This is a genomic window from Methylobacterium bullatum (genome assembly GCF_014845095.1).
GTDB lineage: Bacteria > Pseudomonadota > Alphaproteobacteria > Rhizobiales > Beijerinckiaceae > Methylobacterium > Methylobacterium bullatum.
This window is the reverse complement of record NZ_NKUG01000013.1, coordinates 22948-37667: the sequence shown is the minus strand read 5'-3', so window position 1 is coordinate 37667 and position 14720 is coordinate 22948. Positions and strand designations below refer to the sequence as shown.

Below are 14720 nucleotides of genomic sequence, written 5' to 3'. Positions count from 1 at the left end.
GTTCAACGAACCCAAAGGCTACGGCTTCATTCAGCCCGATGACGGCGGCAAGTGACGTGTTCTTTCACCTCTCCGCCGTCGAGCGCGCGGGAATGCGCAATCTCATTGAAGGTCAGAAGGTCTCCTACGAGATCCAGACCGACAAGCGCAGCGGCAAGGACTCGGCTGGTAACCTCCAGGCGGCCTGACGCACCCGGCGCCAGCCCTCGGGGCTGGCGTCACCACCGGCGCCAAGCGCCGGCTTCGCCGGCATTCCGACGCGCTCCTCTGGGGAGACGAGTTCGTTTCAGGAATGACCTATCCTCAACCCCAAAATCCTTTGACTTACGGAACGAGAGGCAAAGCTCGTCGTTTCGCACACCAAGAAAATCTGAAAGATCACAAGAAAACATGTTGTTCGAATATACCCGACGCCGCGGCGTCCGTTCGCCGATCACCGATGCGGCGACCTTCAAGGTAGGAAAGCTGAAGCAGACGACGTCGCGTGAAGCGCAGGACATCGATCTCAGCCACCTCATCGACACCTCTTACAATTATCACTCGCCCCGTGAATTGCGCTGGCATCTGGCCGAGCGGCTGGGCGTGGCTCCCGACGTGGTCGCGGTTCGCGAACACGCCTGATCGGGGCCTTCCCGCGCCGGGGATAGTCTCCTCGCGCCTCACGACGTTTCACGCCGAGTTCCTCACCGAGCTCGGCGTTCGCATGTCTAGACCATGCCGGCGCTGCTACCGCCGGGACCAGCACTGCTCCAGGCGGCCGGGAGGCGGGCTCCGGCTTTGCCATTCTCGCGTCAATTGACCTAAGAGGTAGTCCGAGTGGTCGAACGATCTCGGTGCCGGCGGAACCGGTACGTCTTTCGCTGGGACCATTGCAGGACAAACGGCGTCGGACGATCTTGAGCCCGCTAATTCCGACAGAGCAAACACCGGGAGCACAGGCGATATGTTTGGCTTTCTGAGAAAGCTGTTCGGATCGTTCTCCGGTGGAACCAATCCGTTCGCCCCGTGGAGGGACAAGGTCAATCAGGGCATCCCGAATTCGAACGGGATGCCCACGAGCATTGAGGAAGGCATGGAGTGGCAAGCGGCGGACTTCGTCGCGGCCTTCTCGCATTCCGGATCGCCGATCGATGGGAGCAAACTCGATTACAGCGAGGCGTCCCTTGCCCTGGTCGACCAAGTGCTCGATGATTTTCATCGCAGGCGCGAGCCGCTTCCGGATGATCTCCATTTCCTGACATCGGCGTATGTCTTCGAGGTCGCGCGCCGTGCGTTCGGCGGACGCTACCTGCGGGGCGACAAAGACAATCCCTTCGTTCTGACCATCGGCAGAGGGGAGGCCGAAATCGGTGTCTGCGTCATGGCCAAGGTAAGGGGTCGCGTGGTGAACGGCCCCGAGGACAGCATCCCGTTCTTCTACGCGGGCATTGCCCCTGTCGTCGCGTCCGGTCGCGGGGCCATGCTGATCTGACCGGGCTTTGCCTCCGAGTGCGTCCGGAACACAGCCTGAGCGGAGATGCCATCGTGATCGCCGGCGTCTTCGTCCACAGGGCCTGGAGCCCCGTGGTGAGGCTCGGCCTTTGGCGAGCCCGCGTCCCCGTTGGCGAAGGCCGCCCTAGCCCCGCGTCAGGGCCGCGACGACATCGTCGCGCAAGCCGTTCGACATCGCGATCAGCGCGCCGTGGACGGGGTCCGGGCGGTTGTAGGTCGTGCGGGTTCCCTTCAGGTCGCTCACCGATCCGCCGGCCTCGCGAAGGAGCAGATCCGCCCCGGCAAGATCCCAGTCGCGCGCATCGGACGAGACCAGGCCGACATCGATCGATCCCTCGGCGACCCGCGCCACCCGCAAGGCGAGGGACGGCACCCGAGGGACGATCTGGACATCGAGGGCCTCGCCGTTCGTCGAGCCGCCACGCGCGAGCTTGTCGATCATCGGCTTCGGTCCGGTCACCTTCGCCCCCGTGAGGCCGGTCTGGGTCGAGACGGACAGCGGCACGCCGTTGCAGGTCGCCCCGCCCCCCGCCACGGCCTCGTAGAACCGGTCGGTCACCGGTGCGTGGACGAAGCCGAGGATCGGTTGTCCGCCCGCCAGCAGCGCCACCGAGATCGACCAGTCCTGATGGCCGGTGAGGAAGGCCCGTGTCCCGTCGATGGGATCGACGATCCAGACGAGGTCCGAGCCGAGCCGGATGGCATCGTCGCTGGTCTCCTCCGACAGCCAGGCCGCCTCGGGCAGCAGCGCGCTGAGGCGGATCTTCAGGAACGTATCCACCGCGACGTCGGCTTCCGTCACCGGCGACCCGCCGGCTTTCGACCATGTCCGCGCGGTCGTCTGCGCCCCCGCCCTGAAGAAGGGGAGGGCCAGGGACGCCGCCTCACGGATCGCCTCCCTCAGGGCGGGAAGCAGCGCCTGGGCGGCTTTGGGCGACATCGTGTCGGACATGCGTCTCCGGATCGTCGGGGTTCTATCGGTGGCGGTGGCGAATCCGTCTTCCACGCGCAGGGCGGTGCAAGGGACCCTTTTCTTTGTAGGGTGAGCCCGCGACGCCCACAAGGATCGCGCGCGGGCGATGCCCCCGGATCCTGACGAATGCGGCAAGGAAGTGTTGAGCATTCCGAACGCTTCCGGCCCATCCACCATCGCTTAACTCTGGCTATTAAGCTGGCGTGATGAGGTTAGACGTGATTCTGCTTGTCATAAGAGGCGGCCCTCAAGAGGCCAACCACACCAACAGGGCGTCGATCCGATGAACACTTTCTCAAACATGAATCAGACCGAGACAACTGTCGGCACCGCTGCGGATGCCTGCCTCCAGGACGGTGTCACGCTGCCCACCACGACGTTTTCCCCCTCGTCGCTTCCGATCACCGGCCGCATCGGTGGCGGCACCGAAGCCGTCGGCGTCGCCCTCGCTTTCGCCTCCGAGGACAGCGATGCGTGCGACGAAGACCGTTTCGCGCTTCTTCTGGTGGATGGCGCCGGCACCACGCTCGGCCGCCTCGGCCCTTACGGTGACGAGGACGTCGTGGCGATCTGGCGCGATTGCTCGGCTCGCACGGGCCTGCCGCGGATGATCGTGCGGGAAGACGGCACCCTCGCCGTCGTGTCGCGGCAGCTCGGCCGGGTCGCCCTCGGCACCACTCGCGCCCGCCGCCGCCACGGCCTGCTCAACGGCCGTCGCCCGCGCTTCCTCGTCCGCCGCAAGACCGGCGTGCTGCCCGTGCGTCCGCTGATCTATCGCGGCGAGAACGAGATCGTCGGCGGCGCCCTGTCCTGAGGCCGGATCGGGCTCAGGACAGCCCCTGCCAGACGGCATCCGCCGCCAGTCCGGCAAAGAGGATCAGCCCGGCATCGCGGTTGGAGCGGAAGAGCCTGAGCGCCCCGCGCCCGTCGCCGGGTTTCAGACGGACGACCTGCCATCCGAGATGGAGGGCGAAGAGGGTGACGCCGAGGGCGCCCACGGGACCGGCCCCCGCCAGGGTCGATGCGGCGGCGATGGAAGCGACCGAAACCGCGTAGCAAAGGCCGATGGCCGGCCTCAAACCGCGTCCGAACAAGCGGGCCGAGGAGCGGATGCCGGCGATCTCGTCGTCCTCGATATCCTGCACCGCGTAGATCGTGTCGTAGCCGACGACCCACGCCACCGTGCCGGCATAGAGCAGCAGCGCCGGGGCGCCGAGATCGCCGAAGGCGGCGACCCACCCCATCAGCGCGCCCCACGAAAAGGCGAGGCCCAGCACTGCCTGGGGCATCGACATCACCCGTTTCATGAACGGATAGATCGCCACCGGCACGAGCGACGCCATGCCGACGAGAATGGCGGTACGGTTGAACTGCAACAGCACCGCCAGCCCCACCAGCGCCTGCAGCACCAGGAAGATCGCGGCGGAGCGTGTCCGCACCTGCCCGGAGGGGAGGGGGCGCGAGCGCGTGCGCTCCACCTGAGCGTCGAGGTCGCGGTCGGCGATGTCGTTGTAGGTCGACCCCGCCCCCCTCATGGCGATGGCGCCGATGAGGAACAGGACGAGATGGGCCGGGTCCGGAAACGGCTTGTGGCCGGCGAGCGCCGCGAGGGCGGCCGACCACCAGCACGGCAGCAGCAGCAGCCACCATCCGATGGGACGGTCGATCCGCGCCAGCCTGAGATAGGGGCGCAGGCCGCGCGGGGCGAGGCGATCGACCCAGTGCCCGGCGACCGCGTCCGCGACCCTGCCATCCGCACCGGGCCGGGAGGTCACGCCCGCCATGCGGAAACGAGGCCGTGACGCGGCGACTCAGCCAAGGTTCAGAGCGCGCCCTGCGGCATCTTCAGGCTGCCGGTGAGGCCGGGGCCGCCGAGCATGCCGCCACCGCCGCCGCCGTTCTGGGCCTGCGCCCGTGCCTGGGCTTCCATCTTCGCGGCTTGGGCGGCGACGCCGCAGATCTTGGTGCGGATGCCGGCGACCTTCAGATGGTCGGCCTTGAAGCCTTCGGCGAAGGAATCCGGAATCGAGCACCATTCCTTGTTGGCGGCGATCCACTTGACGCCCTCGTTGCCGTTGGCCTGCAGCTTGCCGAACAGGGCGCAGGCCTCGGCCGGGGTCATCTTCTTCTTCGAGTTCGAGGCGGCATTCGCCTTGGCCACGAGATCCTTGCGCGACTGAAGCGTCTTCTGGATGTCGCCGCATTCCGCGTTCTGCGCGAAAGCAGGGCCGGCGAGGAGGGCGGAACCCAGCAGGGCTCCGGCGACCGCCGCGATGGTCTTCGATGACATTAGCTAGGCTTCCCTCTCCCCCAATCCCCACCGGTGCCCAATTCGTGGCCGCCGGAGCGATTGCCTATCCTGCAAGACGTCTCGCCATAGGAATGTGGCGTCTTTCGAGACGTAAACGGGCGGTAATACATGCGCTTGGGGAAACGCGACATAATCCGACGCTGTTGCGCTTTCGCATCACCTCGGCCTCCCTCACGCGTTGACAGGTGTGGTGCCGCGAGCGACCACCCCGATCCATGGCACATTACGACTTCACCGCCCCGCGCCTCTTCGTCGAGCCGGACCTCCGCGAAGGGACGGTTCTCCCGCTGGAACGCGCGCAGGCGAACTACCTGCTGAACGTCCTGCGACGCGGCCCGGACGATCCGGTGCTCGTCTTCAACGGGCGCGACGGCGAGTGGCGCACCCGCATCGCCCAGAACGGCCGCAAGAGCGCGGAACTGATCGTCGTCGAGCGTCTGCGCCCACAGCCCGGGCGGGCCGACCTGCACTACCTCTTCGCGCCGTTGAAGACCGCGAGGCTGGATTACCTGGCCCAGAAGGCGGTGGAGATGGGCGCCGGCACCATCCGCCCCGTCTTCACCCGCTACACCCAGGGCGAGCGGATCAACCTGGATCGCCTGCGCGCCAACGCCATCGAGGCGGCCGAGCAATGCGGCATCCTGGCGATTCCCGATCTCCCCGAGGCGGTCCGGCTTCCCGTCGCCCTGGCGGAGCTCGACCCTGCCCGCCTCCTCGTCTTCTGCGACGAAGACGCCCCCGTCGCCGATCCGGTGGCGGCCCTGCGCGAGGCGGCGGACCCGGCGGCGCCACCGCCGCTGGCCGTGCTGATCGGGCCCGAAGGCGGATTCTCGCCGGAGGAAAGGGACATGATGGCCGCCCGGCCGAACACCGTGGCGCTGTCCCTCGGACCACGCATCCTGCGCGCGGACACCGCCGCCGTGGTGGCGCTGGCTCTGGTGCAGTCTGTGCTCGGCGACACACGCTGAGCGGGCCTCCTTTGGCCTACGTTGTTCCTGCCTCGCCGCTGGACTAAGGAGTCGCCATCTCTCAGGAGGCTCCTCCGCTGCGGTCCGGCGCGCCTCTCACCACAAACGACCTTCACCACGAGGCAGCGCATGGCGCGCGATACGTCCGACACCACACCGCTGACGAAGCGGGACGAACTGATCGCGTGGTTCGCCGAGGGCGAGAAACCGCGCGAGCGCTTCGCCGTCGGTACCGAGCACGAGAAGGTCCCGTTCTACCGGGACGGCAACTCGCCCGTCCCCTACGAGGGCGAGACCGGCATCCGCTCCCTGCTCGAAGGCGTCGCGCGCGAGACCGGCTGGGAGGCGATCGAGGATGCGGGCCACCTGATCGGCCTCGCCGGCGCGGATGGCGGTGCGATCTCCCTCGAGCCCGGCGGGCAGTTCGAACTCTCCGGCGCGCCGCTTCCGGACGTCCACGCCACCGAGCGTGAGCTGCGCATCCATCTCGAAGCCACCGCTCGGGCAGCCGATCCCCTCGGCATCGGCTTCCTCGACCTCGGCATGAGCCCGAAATGGACGCGCGAGGGCACGCCGGTCATGCCCAAGAGCCGCTACAAGATCATGGCCGGCTACATGCCCAAGGTCGGCTCCCTCGGCCTCGACATGATGCTGCGCACCGCCACGGTGCAGGTGAATCTCGACTTCTCCTCCGAGGCCGACATGGCGACCAAGATGCGCGTCGCCCTGGCGCTGCAGCCGGTGGCGACGGCTCTGTTCGCCAATTCTCCCTTCACCGATGGCCGCCCCAACGGCTTCCTCTCCCGCCGCTCGGAGATCTGGCGCGACACCGACGCCGACCGGACCGGCATGCTGCCCCGCGCCTTCGAGGCCGGGTTCGGCTACGAGGCCTATGTCGACTGGCTGCTCGACATGCCGATGTATTTCGTCAAGCGCGGCGAGACCTATCACGACGTCAGCGGCGCCTCGTTCCGCGACCTCATGGATGGGCGCCTCGCGGCCCTTCCCGGCGAGCGGGCCACGATGTCCGACTGGGCCAACCACGCCTCCACCGCTTTCCCCGAGGTCAGGCTGAAGCGCTACATCGAGATGCGCGGCTCGGATGTGGGCGGCGCGGACATGATCGTCGCGCAGGCGGCCTTCTGGGTCGGCCTTCTCTACGACGAGGCCGGGCTCGAAGCGGCCTGGGACATCGCCAAGGCCTGGAGCGCCTCCGAGCGGGAATGCCTGCGCGCCATGGTCCCGCGCCTCGGCCTCGCCACGCCGATCGCCGGCCGCAGCCTCGGAACCGTGGCGGCGGAAGCCTTGGCCATCGCCCGCAAGGGCCTCGAGGCGCGCGGGCGCCGCGATGAGCAGGGGCGCGACGAGACACATCATCTGCAGCCTTTGGAAGCCATTGTCGCCAGCGGTCGTTCGCGGGCGGAGGACAGGCTCGCCGATTACGAAGGTCCGTGGCGGCGTTCCGTGGAGCCGGCCTTCACCGAATGCGTGTTCTGAAGAGACGGCATTGACCATGAAACCACATCTTCTGGTCACGACAATTGTGTCGGAGCACACGTCCGGCCGATAGTGCCTCGTCTGTTCCGGAACGGTTCATCGGAGATGGTGTTTTTACGGATCAGGTTCACTCGTAATTGGAGATCGCACGCATGTCGCGCATCATGTCCCTGGTCCTTGCCGGTTCGACCGCCGTCGGTCTGGCGGCAGCTCCTCTCTCCGGCGCACAGGCCGCCCCGATGCCCGCGCTGACCTCGGCGCAGGTCGCCGGCAGCGGTTCGGCCGTGGAGACCGTGCGTTACGGCCGCTATTACGGCGGCGGCTACGGCTACCGTCGCGGCTATTACGGCGGCGGCTATCGCCGTGGACCCGGTATCGGTGGAGCTATCGCTGCGGGCGCCGCCCTCGGCATCATCGGTGGCGCCATCGCGGCGAGCCAGGCTCCCCGCTACGGCTATTACGACCGCGGCTACGCACCCGGCTACGGGTATGCCCCGGCCTATGGCTACGCGCCCGCCTATGGCTACGCCCCGGCCTACGGCTATCCGGCCTACGGCTACTGACATCATTTACCGAGCCTCGTCTTCGGCTCACGCCCCGCTCCAGGCTCCGGCCTCGGGCGGGGTTTTCGTATCGCGGGGCTGATATGACCGACGCGCCGCCCGTCCTCGATCTCAGCGGCCTGAAATGCCCCCTGCCGGTGCTGCGCACCCGCAAGGCCCTACGCGGCCTGGAACCGGGGGCGCAGCTGACCATCCTCTGCACAGATCCGGTCTCGGTGATCGACATCCCCCATCTCGTTACCCAGGAGGGCGATCGTCTCGTCGGTCAGGGCCGGGACGACGGCGTCTTCAGCTTCACCATCGAGAAGGGCGGCGCCTGAAAACTCGTTCATTCCGCACCGTCTTCGCCTCATTGATGCGGCAACTCGCGGTTAGGTGATCCCGAAGAAGGCCGCGCGACCGCCCGCGGCCGGAAGACGGGAACGAATCGATGGCGCCGGTGATCCGTGGCACCCGCATCTTGCACGATGGCTGGAGCCGTTTTCTCGTGGCCGAGGTCACGATGCCGGACGGCACGCGCCTGACCCGCGAGATCGAGGATCACGGCCGCGCGGTCGGGGTGCTGCCCTACGATCCCGAGCGCCGCGTGGCCCTGCTGGTGGAGCAGTTCCGGCCGCCCACCTTCTTTGCCGCCGGCACCCTGTCGCTCCTCGAAGTCCCGGCCGGGCTCCTCGACGAATCCGAGCCCGAGGACGGCGCCCGCCGCGAGGCGTTCGAGGAGACCGGCGTCCGCCTCGGCCCCCTGGAACGCCTGACGACCGGCTGGTCCATGCCCGGCATCTCCACCGAACAGATGGACCTCTTCCTCGGCGCCTATACCGCCGCCGACCGCTCCGGCCCCGGCGGCGGTCTCGCCGACGAGCACGAGACCATCACCGTCCACGAGATGCCCCTCGCCACCCTCGCCGCCATGAGCGACCGGGGCGAGATCACCGACATGAAGACCCTCGTTTTGCTTTTCGCGTTGCGGCTGCGACGGCCGGAGTTGTTTGCGGGGGCGTAGGGATGCGTTTGTGAGGGGAAGGGAACGGCCTTAATCAATCCAGTTCGCATGGTCGACGTGACTTCCGTCGCCCATGCGAATCGTACCTCGCGGCTGCTCTAGCCACGAAGATGCAATCACGAAGCAATCGCCGGGACGTCGATCACATCAGAAAACTGCAGGTTCGTCGGAGTGAGCCATGCAGGCGCTCTCCGGTGTTGCACCGGCGGCGACGACGTAAGCTGCGCTTCGGCGAGTGCCTCTTCGACCTTAAAATCGGCCGCCCAGAGTGCTCCCTTGCCTTTCAGGAAAAAGCCGTAGTGGAGAGAGATTGCATCGGCGGGAACGTCCAGAACAATCTTCCGGTCGATCCAGGACATGGTGCCGAACAACCAACCCTCCGAGGCGTCCTTAAGGTTGTCGAAGCTGAGGGTATGTCCCGGCATGCCGTCCACCCTGGCCCACAGTGTCGCCCCATGGCTCACATCCTGGCAGCGTAGATTGCCGCTGATCTCCACCCGCTTGCCATGGAACGGCACGGCCGAGATGGTCTGCGTGTAGCATCCGAAGGCGCGAGAATGCTCGGGATAACGGCGTGGCCCAAGCAAGGGATCGAGACGGATCACCGCCGTTCCGCCGCCAGGGGCGATAGGATCGTCGTCGGCCCCGTGATCATACACATCCGGGTGCTCGGAAAGGAATGCCCATCCCTTTAGCTGAGAAGCCCGCCGCTGCGCGGTAGCTTCATACCGCTTGGCTTGGGCTGACAGGACATTCCAGTCCTTGAGGCCAAACTGGCGAGCAACGATGTCGAGACATTCGCCGTGTGAGAGGGTGACGTTCTTGGCGCGCAATGCGCCCTCCATGGCTCGGGCCATGGACTTTGCATCTTCAACAGTGGGCATACTGATCCCCGTACCGGATCGACCACGCTGTCAGTGCTCGCCTTGCCGACCGGCCGACCCTGGTTGAGGGATCGCGACCTTATCCTTCGATGCATTCACCGTACCCAGGGGCGCGAGCGGCAGGCTGCATCAGCCCGTCTGCAAGAGATCATCGAGCGACAGCATCGTCAAGCTCGATCCATCGTCGACTTTTAGGTCGACGGCACCCAATCGAACCAGAGTTTATTGCACACCAACGGGCAACCCGCCGCTCTCTCACCCCCGCTGCGAAGACCCCCGCACCACCAGCCGTCCGCTCAGGGTGACCTTGCGGATCGGCTGGTCCGGCGCTTTCAGGCGGTCGAACAGGAGCGACATGGCCTGGGCGCCGATCTCGGCGACGGGTTGCTCGATGACCGTGAGGCCGGGTTCGACGAGGTCGGTCCAGGCATCGTTGTCGAACCCGGCAAGGCCGAGATCGTCCGGTACGCCGAGGCCCGCCGACCGCGTGGCGCGCACCGCCCCCATCAGCATCAGCCCGTTGGAGAGGATCAGTGCGTCGGGCGGCGTCGCCTCCGAGAGCCAGCGGCCGACGCAGAGTTCGGAAGCGGCGGCGTTGGGTGGCGCCGAGCGCATGTCGGGCACGAGGCCCGCGCGCCGGATCGCCGTCTCGTAGCCGGCCTGGCGTTCCCGGGCGGTGGACGAGGTGGAGCCGAACAGGCCGCCGATCCGCCGGTAGCCGCACCCGATCAGATGGTCCACGAGGAGGGCGGCGGCGGCTTCGTTGTCGAGGACGACGCTGTCATGGGCGCCGGGCGGTCCGGTCCTGTCGATGAAGACGACGGGGACGTCGAGGTCGCGGGCGGCGAGCCTGTCCGCCGTGATCCGCGTGGGCGCGAAGATCACGCCGGTGACGCGCTCCTCCTCCATCAGCCGGAGATACATTGCCTCGCGGTCGGGATCCTCGTCGGTGTTGCACAGGATCAGCCGCATGCCGGCCGCATAGGCCGCATCCTCCACGGCTCGGCTCACCGCGGTGAAGAACGGGTTGCGGATGTCGGCGACGATCAGCCCGATGGTCCGGGTCGCTTGCGAGCGCAGGCGCCGCGCCGACAGGTTCGGGCGATAGCCGGTGAGGCGCACGGCCTCCTCCACCTGACGCTTCAAGGCCTCGCTGACGGGGCCGCGCCCGAGGGCGCGCGAGACCGTCGCGGTGGAGACCCCGGCGGCGCGGGCGACGTCGCGGATGCCGATCGTCATGGGGACGGCCTCAGGCGGGAGGAAACGTTTTCAGCACCATGACGACGTTCTGGCATTCCCGTTCCAAGCCGGCAAGGCGGTAAGCTGAATTATTTCGCCGGTCATCGTTGACAGGAAGAGTGAAAACGTTTTCATTGCCACCAACGACAACAGGGAGGGCACGCCATGCTCGCACCGACGCCGGTCCTGACACCCCGATTGCTGATCCGCCTCGGCGCGACGCCCGCGACCAAGGAGGACGCCATCCGCGAGGCGTCGCACTTGCTGGTGGCGGGGGGCTGCATCGATGCGGCCTATGGCGCGAGCATGCTGCGCCGGGAGACGGTGGCGAACACCTATCTCGGCCACGGCGTGGTCATCCCCCACGGCATGGTCGACGACCGCCATCTGGTGCGCGAGAGCGGGCTGGCGATCCTTCAGGTGCCGGACGGCGTGGCGTGGCACGATGGCCAGATCGCTCATCTCGTGGTCGCCATCGCGGCGCAATCGGACACCCACATCACGATCCTGCGCCGGCTCACGCGGCTGATCCAGGACGAGGCGCGCCTCGCCACCCTGCGGAAGACCGGCGCCAAGGAAGACATCGCGGCGGCCCTCTCCGAGGATGCGTCCGTGACCGGCTCGGCCGGCCCCGCCGCCGACCTGCGCCAGCGCTTCGACTGGACCGTGGACTATCCCACCGGTCTCCATGCCCGGCCGGCCTCGCATTGGGTCGAGGTGGCGCGGCTCTGCCCGGCCCGCATCCAGGTCCGGCACGGATCGGAGATCGCCGACGCCAAGAACCTCATCGCCCTGCTCCAGCTCGGCCTGCGCTGCGGCGACGAAGTGACCATCTCGGCCGAGGGCGACGACGAGGCCGGGGCGCTGGCAAAGGTCTGCGCCGCAGTCACTTCTCTCACCGCAGGCGAAAAAGCGTCCGCGAAGGCCGCCGAAGACGCCGCCGCCAGGGCGGCCGGGCCGATCGCCGGATGGAACCCGTCCGATTCGCCGCGCACCATCGCGGGAATCGGGGCGAGCCCCGGAATCAGTATCGGTCCGATCCATGTGCTGGCCACCGCCGAGATCGCGGTGCCGGACGAGCCAGAGCCGCTCACCACGGGGGGAGACCGCCTGCACGCGGCGCTGGCCACCACCGGAGGTCAGTTGAGGGCGCTCGCCGACGATACCGAGCGCCGCCTCGGCAAGGCCGATGCCGGCATCTTCCGCGCTCAGGGCGAACTCATCGCCGATACCGACCTGATCACGCTGGCCTGCCAGCTCATGGTCGAGGGCCACGGAGTCGCCTTTGCCTGGAACGCGGCGGTGGAGCGGATGGCCGGGCGGCTCTCGGCCCTCGGCAACCCGGTCCTGGCCGCCCGCGCCGCCGATCTGCGCGATGTCGGCCGGCGCGTGTTGGCGCAGATCGACCTCTCCCTTAAGAGCGGCCACGATCTGCCGGACGTGCCCTGCATCCTCATCGCGACCGATCTCGCGCCCTCCGACACGGCCGGGCTCGATCCGTCCCGCGTTATCGGCCTCGCCACGGCCCAGGGCGGCCCGACCTCGCATACCGCGATCCTCGCCCGCACCCTCGGCATCCCGGCGATGGTGGCCGGTGGGCCGACGCTGATGGCCCTGCAGAACCACGGATCGGCGATCCTCGACGGCGGCACCGGCCGACTCTACCTCGATCCGAGCGAGGCCGACCTCGCCTCGGCCCGCGACTGGCGCGACCGCCAGCGCGCCATTGCCGAGGAAGAAGCGCGCGAGCGCGCGCTCCCCGCCCGCACCAGGGACGGGCATTCCGTCGCCATCGGCGCCAACGTCAACAATTCCGAGCAGGTGCCGCTCGCCCTCGACCAGGGCGCCGAAGGCGTCGGCCTCATGCGCACCGAGTTCCTGTTCCTGGAACGGGGTGACACCCCTTCCGAGGACGATCAATACGCCACCTACCGCGCCATGCTGCGCGCCCTTGAGGGGCGGCCCCTGATCGTGCGGGCGCTCGATATCGGCGGCGACAAGCAGGTGGCGCATCTCCACCTGCCGAGAGAGGAGAACCCCTTCCTCGGCGTGCGCGGCGCGCGCCTCCTGCTGCGCCGGCCGGACCTGATGGAGCCGCAGCTGCGCGCCCTCTACCGCGCCGCGAGGGACGGGATCGCGGCCGACGCGCCCGGGGGCAAGGACGCCCCGCTGTCGATCATGTTTCCGATGATCACCTCGATCCCCGAGATCGCCACCCTGCGCGGCCATTGCGAGCGTATCCGCGCCGAACTCGACGCGCCGGCACTGCCCATCGGCATCATGATCGAGGTGCCGGCCGCCGCGATCCAGGCCGACGCCCTGGCGACATATTGCGACTTCTTCTCCATCGGCACCAACGACCTCACCCAATACGCCCTCGCCATCGACCGCCAGAACACCGAGCTCGCGCCGGAGGCCGACAGCCTGCACCCGGCCGTCCTGCGCCTGATCCGGATGACCTGCGCGGGCGCGGCGCGGCACGAGCGCTGGGTCGGCGTCTGCGGCGGCATCGCCGGAGATCCGTTCGGGGCGAGCCTCCTCGCCGGCCTCGGCGTCCACGAACTCTCGATGACGCCCCGCGACGTCCCCGCCGTGAAGGCGCGGCTCCGGGCCTCGGAGATGGGCGAGTTGCGGGCGCTCGCCGCCCGCGCCTGCGACCAGGAGGACGCCGCCGCCGTCCGCGCCCTCGAAGGAGCCGAGGCATGAGCGCCGCCATCGTCACCGTCACCCTCAACCCGGCCATCGACCAGACCGTCACCCTCGACGCCCTGACGCCGGGCCACGTCCACCGGGCGCGCGCCGTGCGCTCGGATGCGGGCGGCAAGGGCGTCAACGTCGCCTCCTGCCTCGCCGATTGGGGCTCGAAGGTCTCGGCCACCGGCATTCTCGGCTCGGACAACGCCACCCCGTTCGAGGCCCTGTTCGCCCGCAAGGGGATCGACGACCGCTTCGCCTGGATCCCCGGCGAGACCCGCACCAACCTGAAACTCCTCGACGCCGCCTCCAACGAGACCACGGACATCAACCTGCCAGGCCTCGCCGCGACGTCGGGTGCGCTCGACACCATCCGGGCGGTCCTGCGCCAGGTCGCCACGGAGGGGAGCCTCGTCGTCCTCGCGGGCAGCCTGCCGGGGGGGCTCGGGGTCGAGACCTATGCGGCCCTGACGCAGCTGTTGACGGCGCGCGGCGTCCGCGTGGTGCTGGACGTGTCCGGCCCGGCCCTCACGGCGGCCCTCGCGTCCGATCACCTGCCCGAGGTGATCAAGCCCAACCGCCAGGAACTGGCGGACTGGGCCGGCCGGCCCCTCGATACCCTGCCGGAGGTCGTCGCCACGGCGCGTGGCCTGGTCGCCCGCGGCATTCCCCTCGTGGTGGTGTCGCTGGGAGGCGAGGGCGCCCTCTTCGTCACGCGGGACGAGGCGCTCCTCGCCCATCCGCCGCCGACGGAGGTGTCGAGCACCGTGGGGGCGGGGGATGCCCTGGTGGCGGGCCTCGTCGCCGGCCTCCATGCGGGCCTGCCCCTGGCCGAGACCGCGCGGCTGGCGCTGGCCTTCGCCGCCGGCAAGCTGACCCTTCGCGGCGCCAATCTGCCGAGCCGAGGGACCATCCTCGCCATCGTCGAGACCGTGCGGGTCGAGACCATGAACGTCCCACCCAGGGCCTCATCCTGAGGTGCCCGCGCCAGCGGGCCTCGAAGGAGGGCTCCAGGGATCGCGGAGCGAGCTGGACCCCTCCTTCGAGGCCTCCGCTTCGCTCCGTCACCTCAGGATGAGGTGGTCGGGTGGGACCAT

15 protein-coding genes and 1 pseudogene are annotated in these 14720 nt (G+C 68.4%); 11 read left to right on the top strand and 5 right to left on the bottom strand.

The features are described 5' to 3' along the window. The 3 genes and pseudogenes from MBTS_RS01675 to MBTS_RS01665 form a co-directional block, all read left to right on the top strand. Positions 1-188: pseudogene (locus MBTS_RS01675) on the top strand (cold-shock protein); the annotation flags it as partial. 202 nt (positions 189-390) lie between these two features. Next, complete coding sequence (locus tag MBTS_RS01670; RefSeq protein WP_018042523.1) at positions 391-621, top strand: hypothetical protein; 231 nt, start codon at positions 391-393, stop codon at positions 619-621. A 322-nt stretch (positions 622-943) separates the two neighbouring features. Next, the gene (locus MBTS_RS01665) at positions 944-1471 is read left to right on the top strand and encodes a hypothetical protein (RefSeq protein WP_192214957.1); all 528 of its coding nucleotides are present in this window, start codon (positions 944-946) and stop codon (positions 1469-1471) included. Positions 1472-1615: 144 nt separating this feature from the next. Here the strand turns inward: MBTS_RS01665 and MBTS_RS01660 are convergent, their stop codons facing one another. Continuing rightward, positions 1616-2443 (bottom strand): 3'(2'),5'-bisphosphate nucleotidase CysQ, encoded by an 828-nt coding sequence (locus tag MBTS_RS01660; protein ID WP_192214956.1) that lies wholly within the window; start codon positions 2441-2443, stop codon positions 1616-1618. Positions 2444-2765: 322 nt separating this feature from the next. Between MBTS_RS01660 and MBTS_RS01655 the strand changes: the two genes are divergently transcribed. Next, positions 2766-3278: a DUF6101 family protein gene (locus tag MBTS_RS01655; protein WP_056144708.1), complete on the top strand. Its 513-nt coding sequence runs from the start codon at positions 2766-2768 to the stop codon at positions 3276-3278. A 13-nt stretch (positions 3279-3291) separates the two neighbouring features. Here the strand turns inward: MBTS_RS01655 and ubiA are convergent, their stop codons facing one another. Further along, positions 3292-4248: a 4-hydroxybenzoate octaprenyltransferase gene (gene ubiA, locus MBTS_RS01650; RefSeq protein WP_056257754.1), complete on the bottom strand. Its 957-nt coding sequence runs from the start codon at positions 4246-4248 to the stop codon at positions 3292-3294. Positions 4249-4286: 38 nt separating this feature from the next. Continuing rightward, the gene (locus tag MBTS_RS01645) at positions 4287-4754 is read right to left on the bottom strand and encodes a hypothetical protein (protein WP_147831685.1); all 468 of its coding nucleotides are present in this window, start codon (positions 4752-4754) and stop codon (positions 4287-4289) included. 236 nt (positions 4755-4990) lie between these two features. Here MBTS_RS01645 and MBTS_RS01640 point away from each other — a divergent pair, with 236 nt between their 5' ends. From MBTS_RS01640 to MBTS_RS01620, 5 genes are all read left to right on the top strand, one after another. Next, positions 4991-5743: a 16S rRNA (uracil(1498)-N(3))-methyltransferase gene (locus tag MBTS_RS01640; protein WP_056144040.1), complete on the top strand. Its 753-nt coding sequence runs from the start codon at positions 4991-4993 to the stop codon at positions 5741-5743. 129 nt (positions 5744-5872) lie between these two features. Next, on the top strand, positions 5873-7240 hold the full coding sequence (locus MBTS_RS01635) for a glutamate--cysteine ligase (RefSeq protein ID WP_147831687.1): 1368 nt from the start codon (positions 5873-5875) through the stop codon (positions 7238-7240). Between the two features lie 152 nt (positions 7241-7392). Continuing rightward, positions 7393-7803 (top strand): hypothetical protein, encoded by a 411-nt coding sequence (locus MBTS_RS01630; protein ID WP_056257774.1) that lies wholly within the window; start codon positions 7393-7395, stop codon positions 7801-7803. Between the two features lie 83 nt (positions 7804-7886). Continuing rightward, positions 7887-8123, top strand: coding sequence for a sulfurtransferase TusA family protein (locus MBTS_RS01625; protein ID WP_147831689.1), 237 nt, complete (start codon positions 7887-7889; stop codon positions 8121-8123). Positions 8124-8233: 110 nt separating this feature from the next. Beyond that, positions 8234-8806 (top strand): NUDIX domain-containing protein, encoded by a 573-nt coding sequence (locus tag MBTS_RS01620; protein ID WP_056144051.1) that lies wholly within the window; start codon positions 8234-8236, stop codon positions 8804-8806. A gap of 116 nt (positions 8807-8922) precedes the next feature. Here MBTS_RS01620 and MBTS_RS01615 read toward each other — a convergent pair whose 3' ends face one another. Next, positions 8923-9690: a glyoxalase superfamily protein gene (locus MBTS_RS01615; RefSeq protein WP_147831691.1), complete on the bottom strand. Its 768-nt coding sequence runs from the start codon at positions 9688-9690 to the stop codon at positions 8923-8925. A gap of 255 nt (positions 9691-9945) precedes the next feature. Continuing rightward, entirely contained in the window at positions 9946-10929 is a 984-nt protein-coding gene (locus MBTS_RS01610; protein ID WP_147831693.1) for a LacI family DNA-binding transcriptional regulator, read from the bottom strand. 165 nt (positions 10930-11094) lie between these two features. On the opposite strand from MBTS_RS01610, the gene ptsP reads away from it, so the two are divergent. Both ptsP and pfkB read left to right on the top strand, forming a co-directional pair. Then, positions 11095-13635 (top strand): phosphoenolpyruvate--protein phosphotransferase, encoded by a 2541-nt coding sequence (gene ptsP, locus MBTS_RS01605; protein ID WP_192214955.1) that lies wholly within the window; start codon positions 11095-11097, stop codon positions 13633-13635. After that, positions 13632-14600, top strand: coding sequence for a 1-phosphofructokinase (pfkB, locus tag MBTS_RS01600; protein WP_147831696.1), 969 nt, complete (start codon positions 13632-13634; stop codon positions 14598-14600). The genes ptsP and pfkB overlap by 4 nt, the downstream gene beginning before the upstream one ends. The last annotated feature ends 120 nt before the right edge of the window (positions 14601-14720 follow it).

What these genes read in the sequence shown, in the direction of transcription:
- MBTS_RS01655 (WP_056144708.1), top strand. Translation starts at nt 2,766, where the DNA reads ATGAATCAGACCGAGACAACTGTCGGCACCGCTGCGGATGCCTGCCTC.
- MBTS_RS01645 (WP_147831685.1), bottom strand. Translation starts at nt 4,754, where the DNA reads ATGTCATCGAAGACCATCGCGGCGGTCGCCGGAGCCCTGCTGGGTTCC.
- ubiA (WP_056257754.1), bottom strand. Translation starts at nt 4,248, where the DNA reads ATGGCGGGCGTGACCTCCCGGCCCGGTGCGGATGGCAGGGTCGCGGAC.
- MBTS_RS01635 (WP_147831687.1), top strand. Translation starts at nt 5,873, where the DNA reads ATGGCGCGCGATACGTCCGACACCACACCGCTGACGAAGCGGGACGAA.
- pfkB (WP_147831696.1), top strand. Translation starts at nt 13,632, where the DNA reads ATGAGCGCCGCCATCGTCACCGTCACCCTCAACCCGGCCATCGACCAG.
- MBTS_RS01640 (WP_056144040.1), top strand. Translation starts at nt 4,991, where the DNA reads ATGGCACATTACGACTTCACCGCCCCGCGCCTCTTCGTCGAGCCGGAC.
- MBTS_RS01630 (WP_056257774.1), top strand. Translation starts at nt 7,393, where the DNA reads ATGTCGCGCATCATGTCCCTGGTCCTTGCCGGTTCGACCGCCGTCGGT.
- ptsP (WP_192214955.1), top strand. Translation starts at nt 11,095, where the DNA reads ATGCTCGCACCGACGCCGGTCCTGACACCCCGATTGCTGATCCGCCTC.
- MBTS_RS01665 (WP_192214957.1), top strand. Translation starts at nt 944, where the DNA reads ATGTTTGGCTTTCTGAGAAAGCTGTTCGGATCGTTCTCCGGTGGAACC.
- MBTS_RS01615 (WP_147831691.1), bottom strand. Translation starts at nt 9,690, where the DNA reads ATGCCCACTGTTGAAGATGCAAAGTCCATGGCCCGAGCCATGGAGGGC.
- MBTS_RS01620 (WP_056144051.1), top strand. Translation starts at nt 8,234, where the DNA reads ATGGCGCCGGTGATCCGTGGCACCCGCATCTTGCACGATGGCTGGAGC.
- MBTS_RS01670 (WP_018042523.1), top strand. Translation starts at nt 391, where the DNA reads ATGTTGTTCGAATATACCCGACGCCGCGGCGTCCGTTCGCCGATCACC.
- MBTS_RS01660 (WP_192214956.1), bottom strand. Translation starts at nt 2,443, where the DNA reads ATGTCCGACACGATGTCGCCCAAAGCCGCCCAGGCGCTGCTTCCCGCC.
- MBTS_RS01625 (WP_147831689.1), top strand. Translation starts at nt 7,887, where the DNA reads ATGACCGACGCGCCGCCCGTCCTCGATCTCAGCGGCCTGAAATGCCCC.
- MBTS_RS01610 (WP_147831693.1), bottom strand. Translation starts at nt 10,929, where the DNA reads ATGACGATCGGCATCCGCGACGTCGCCCGCGCCGCCGGGGTCTCCACC.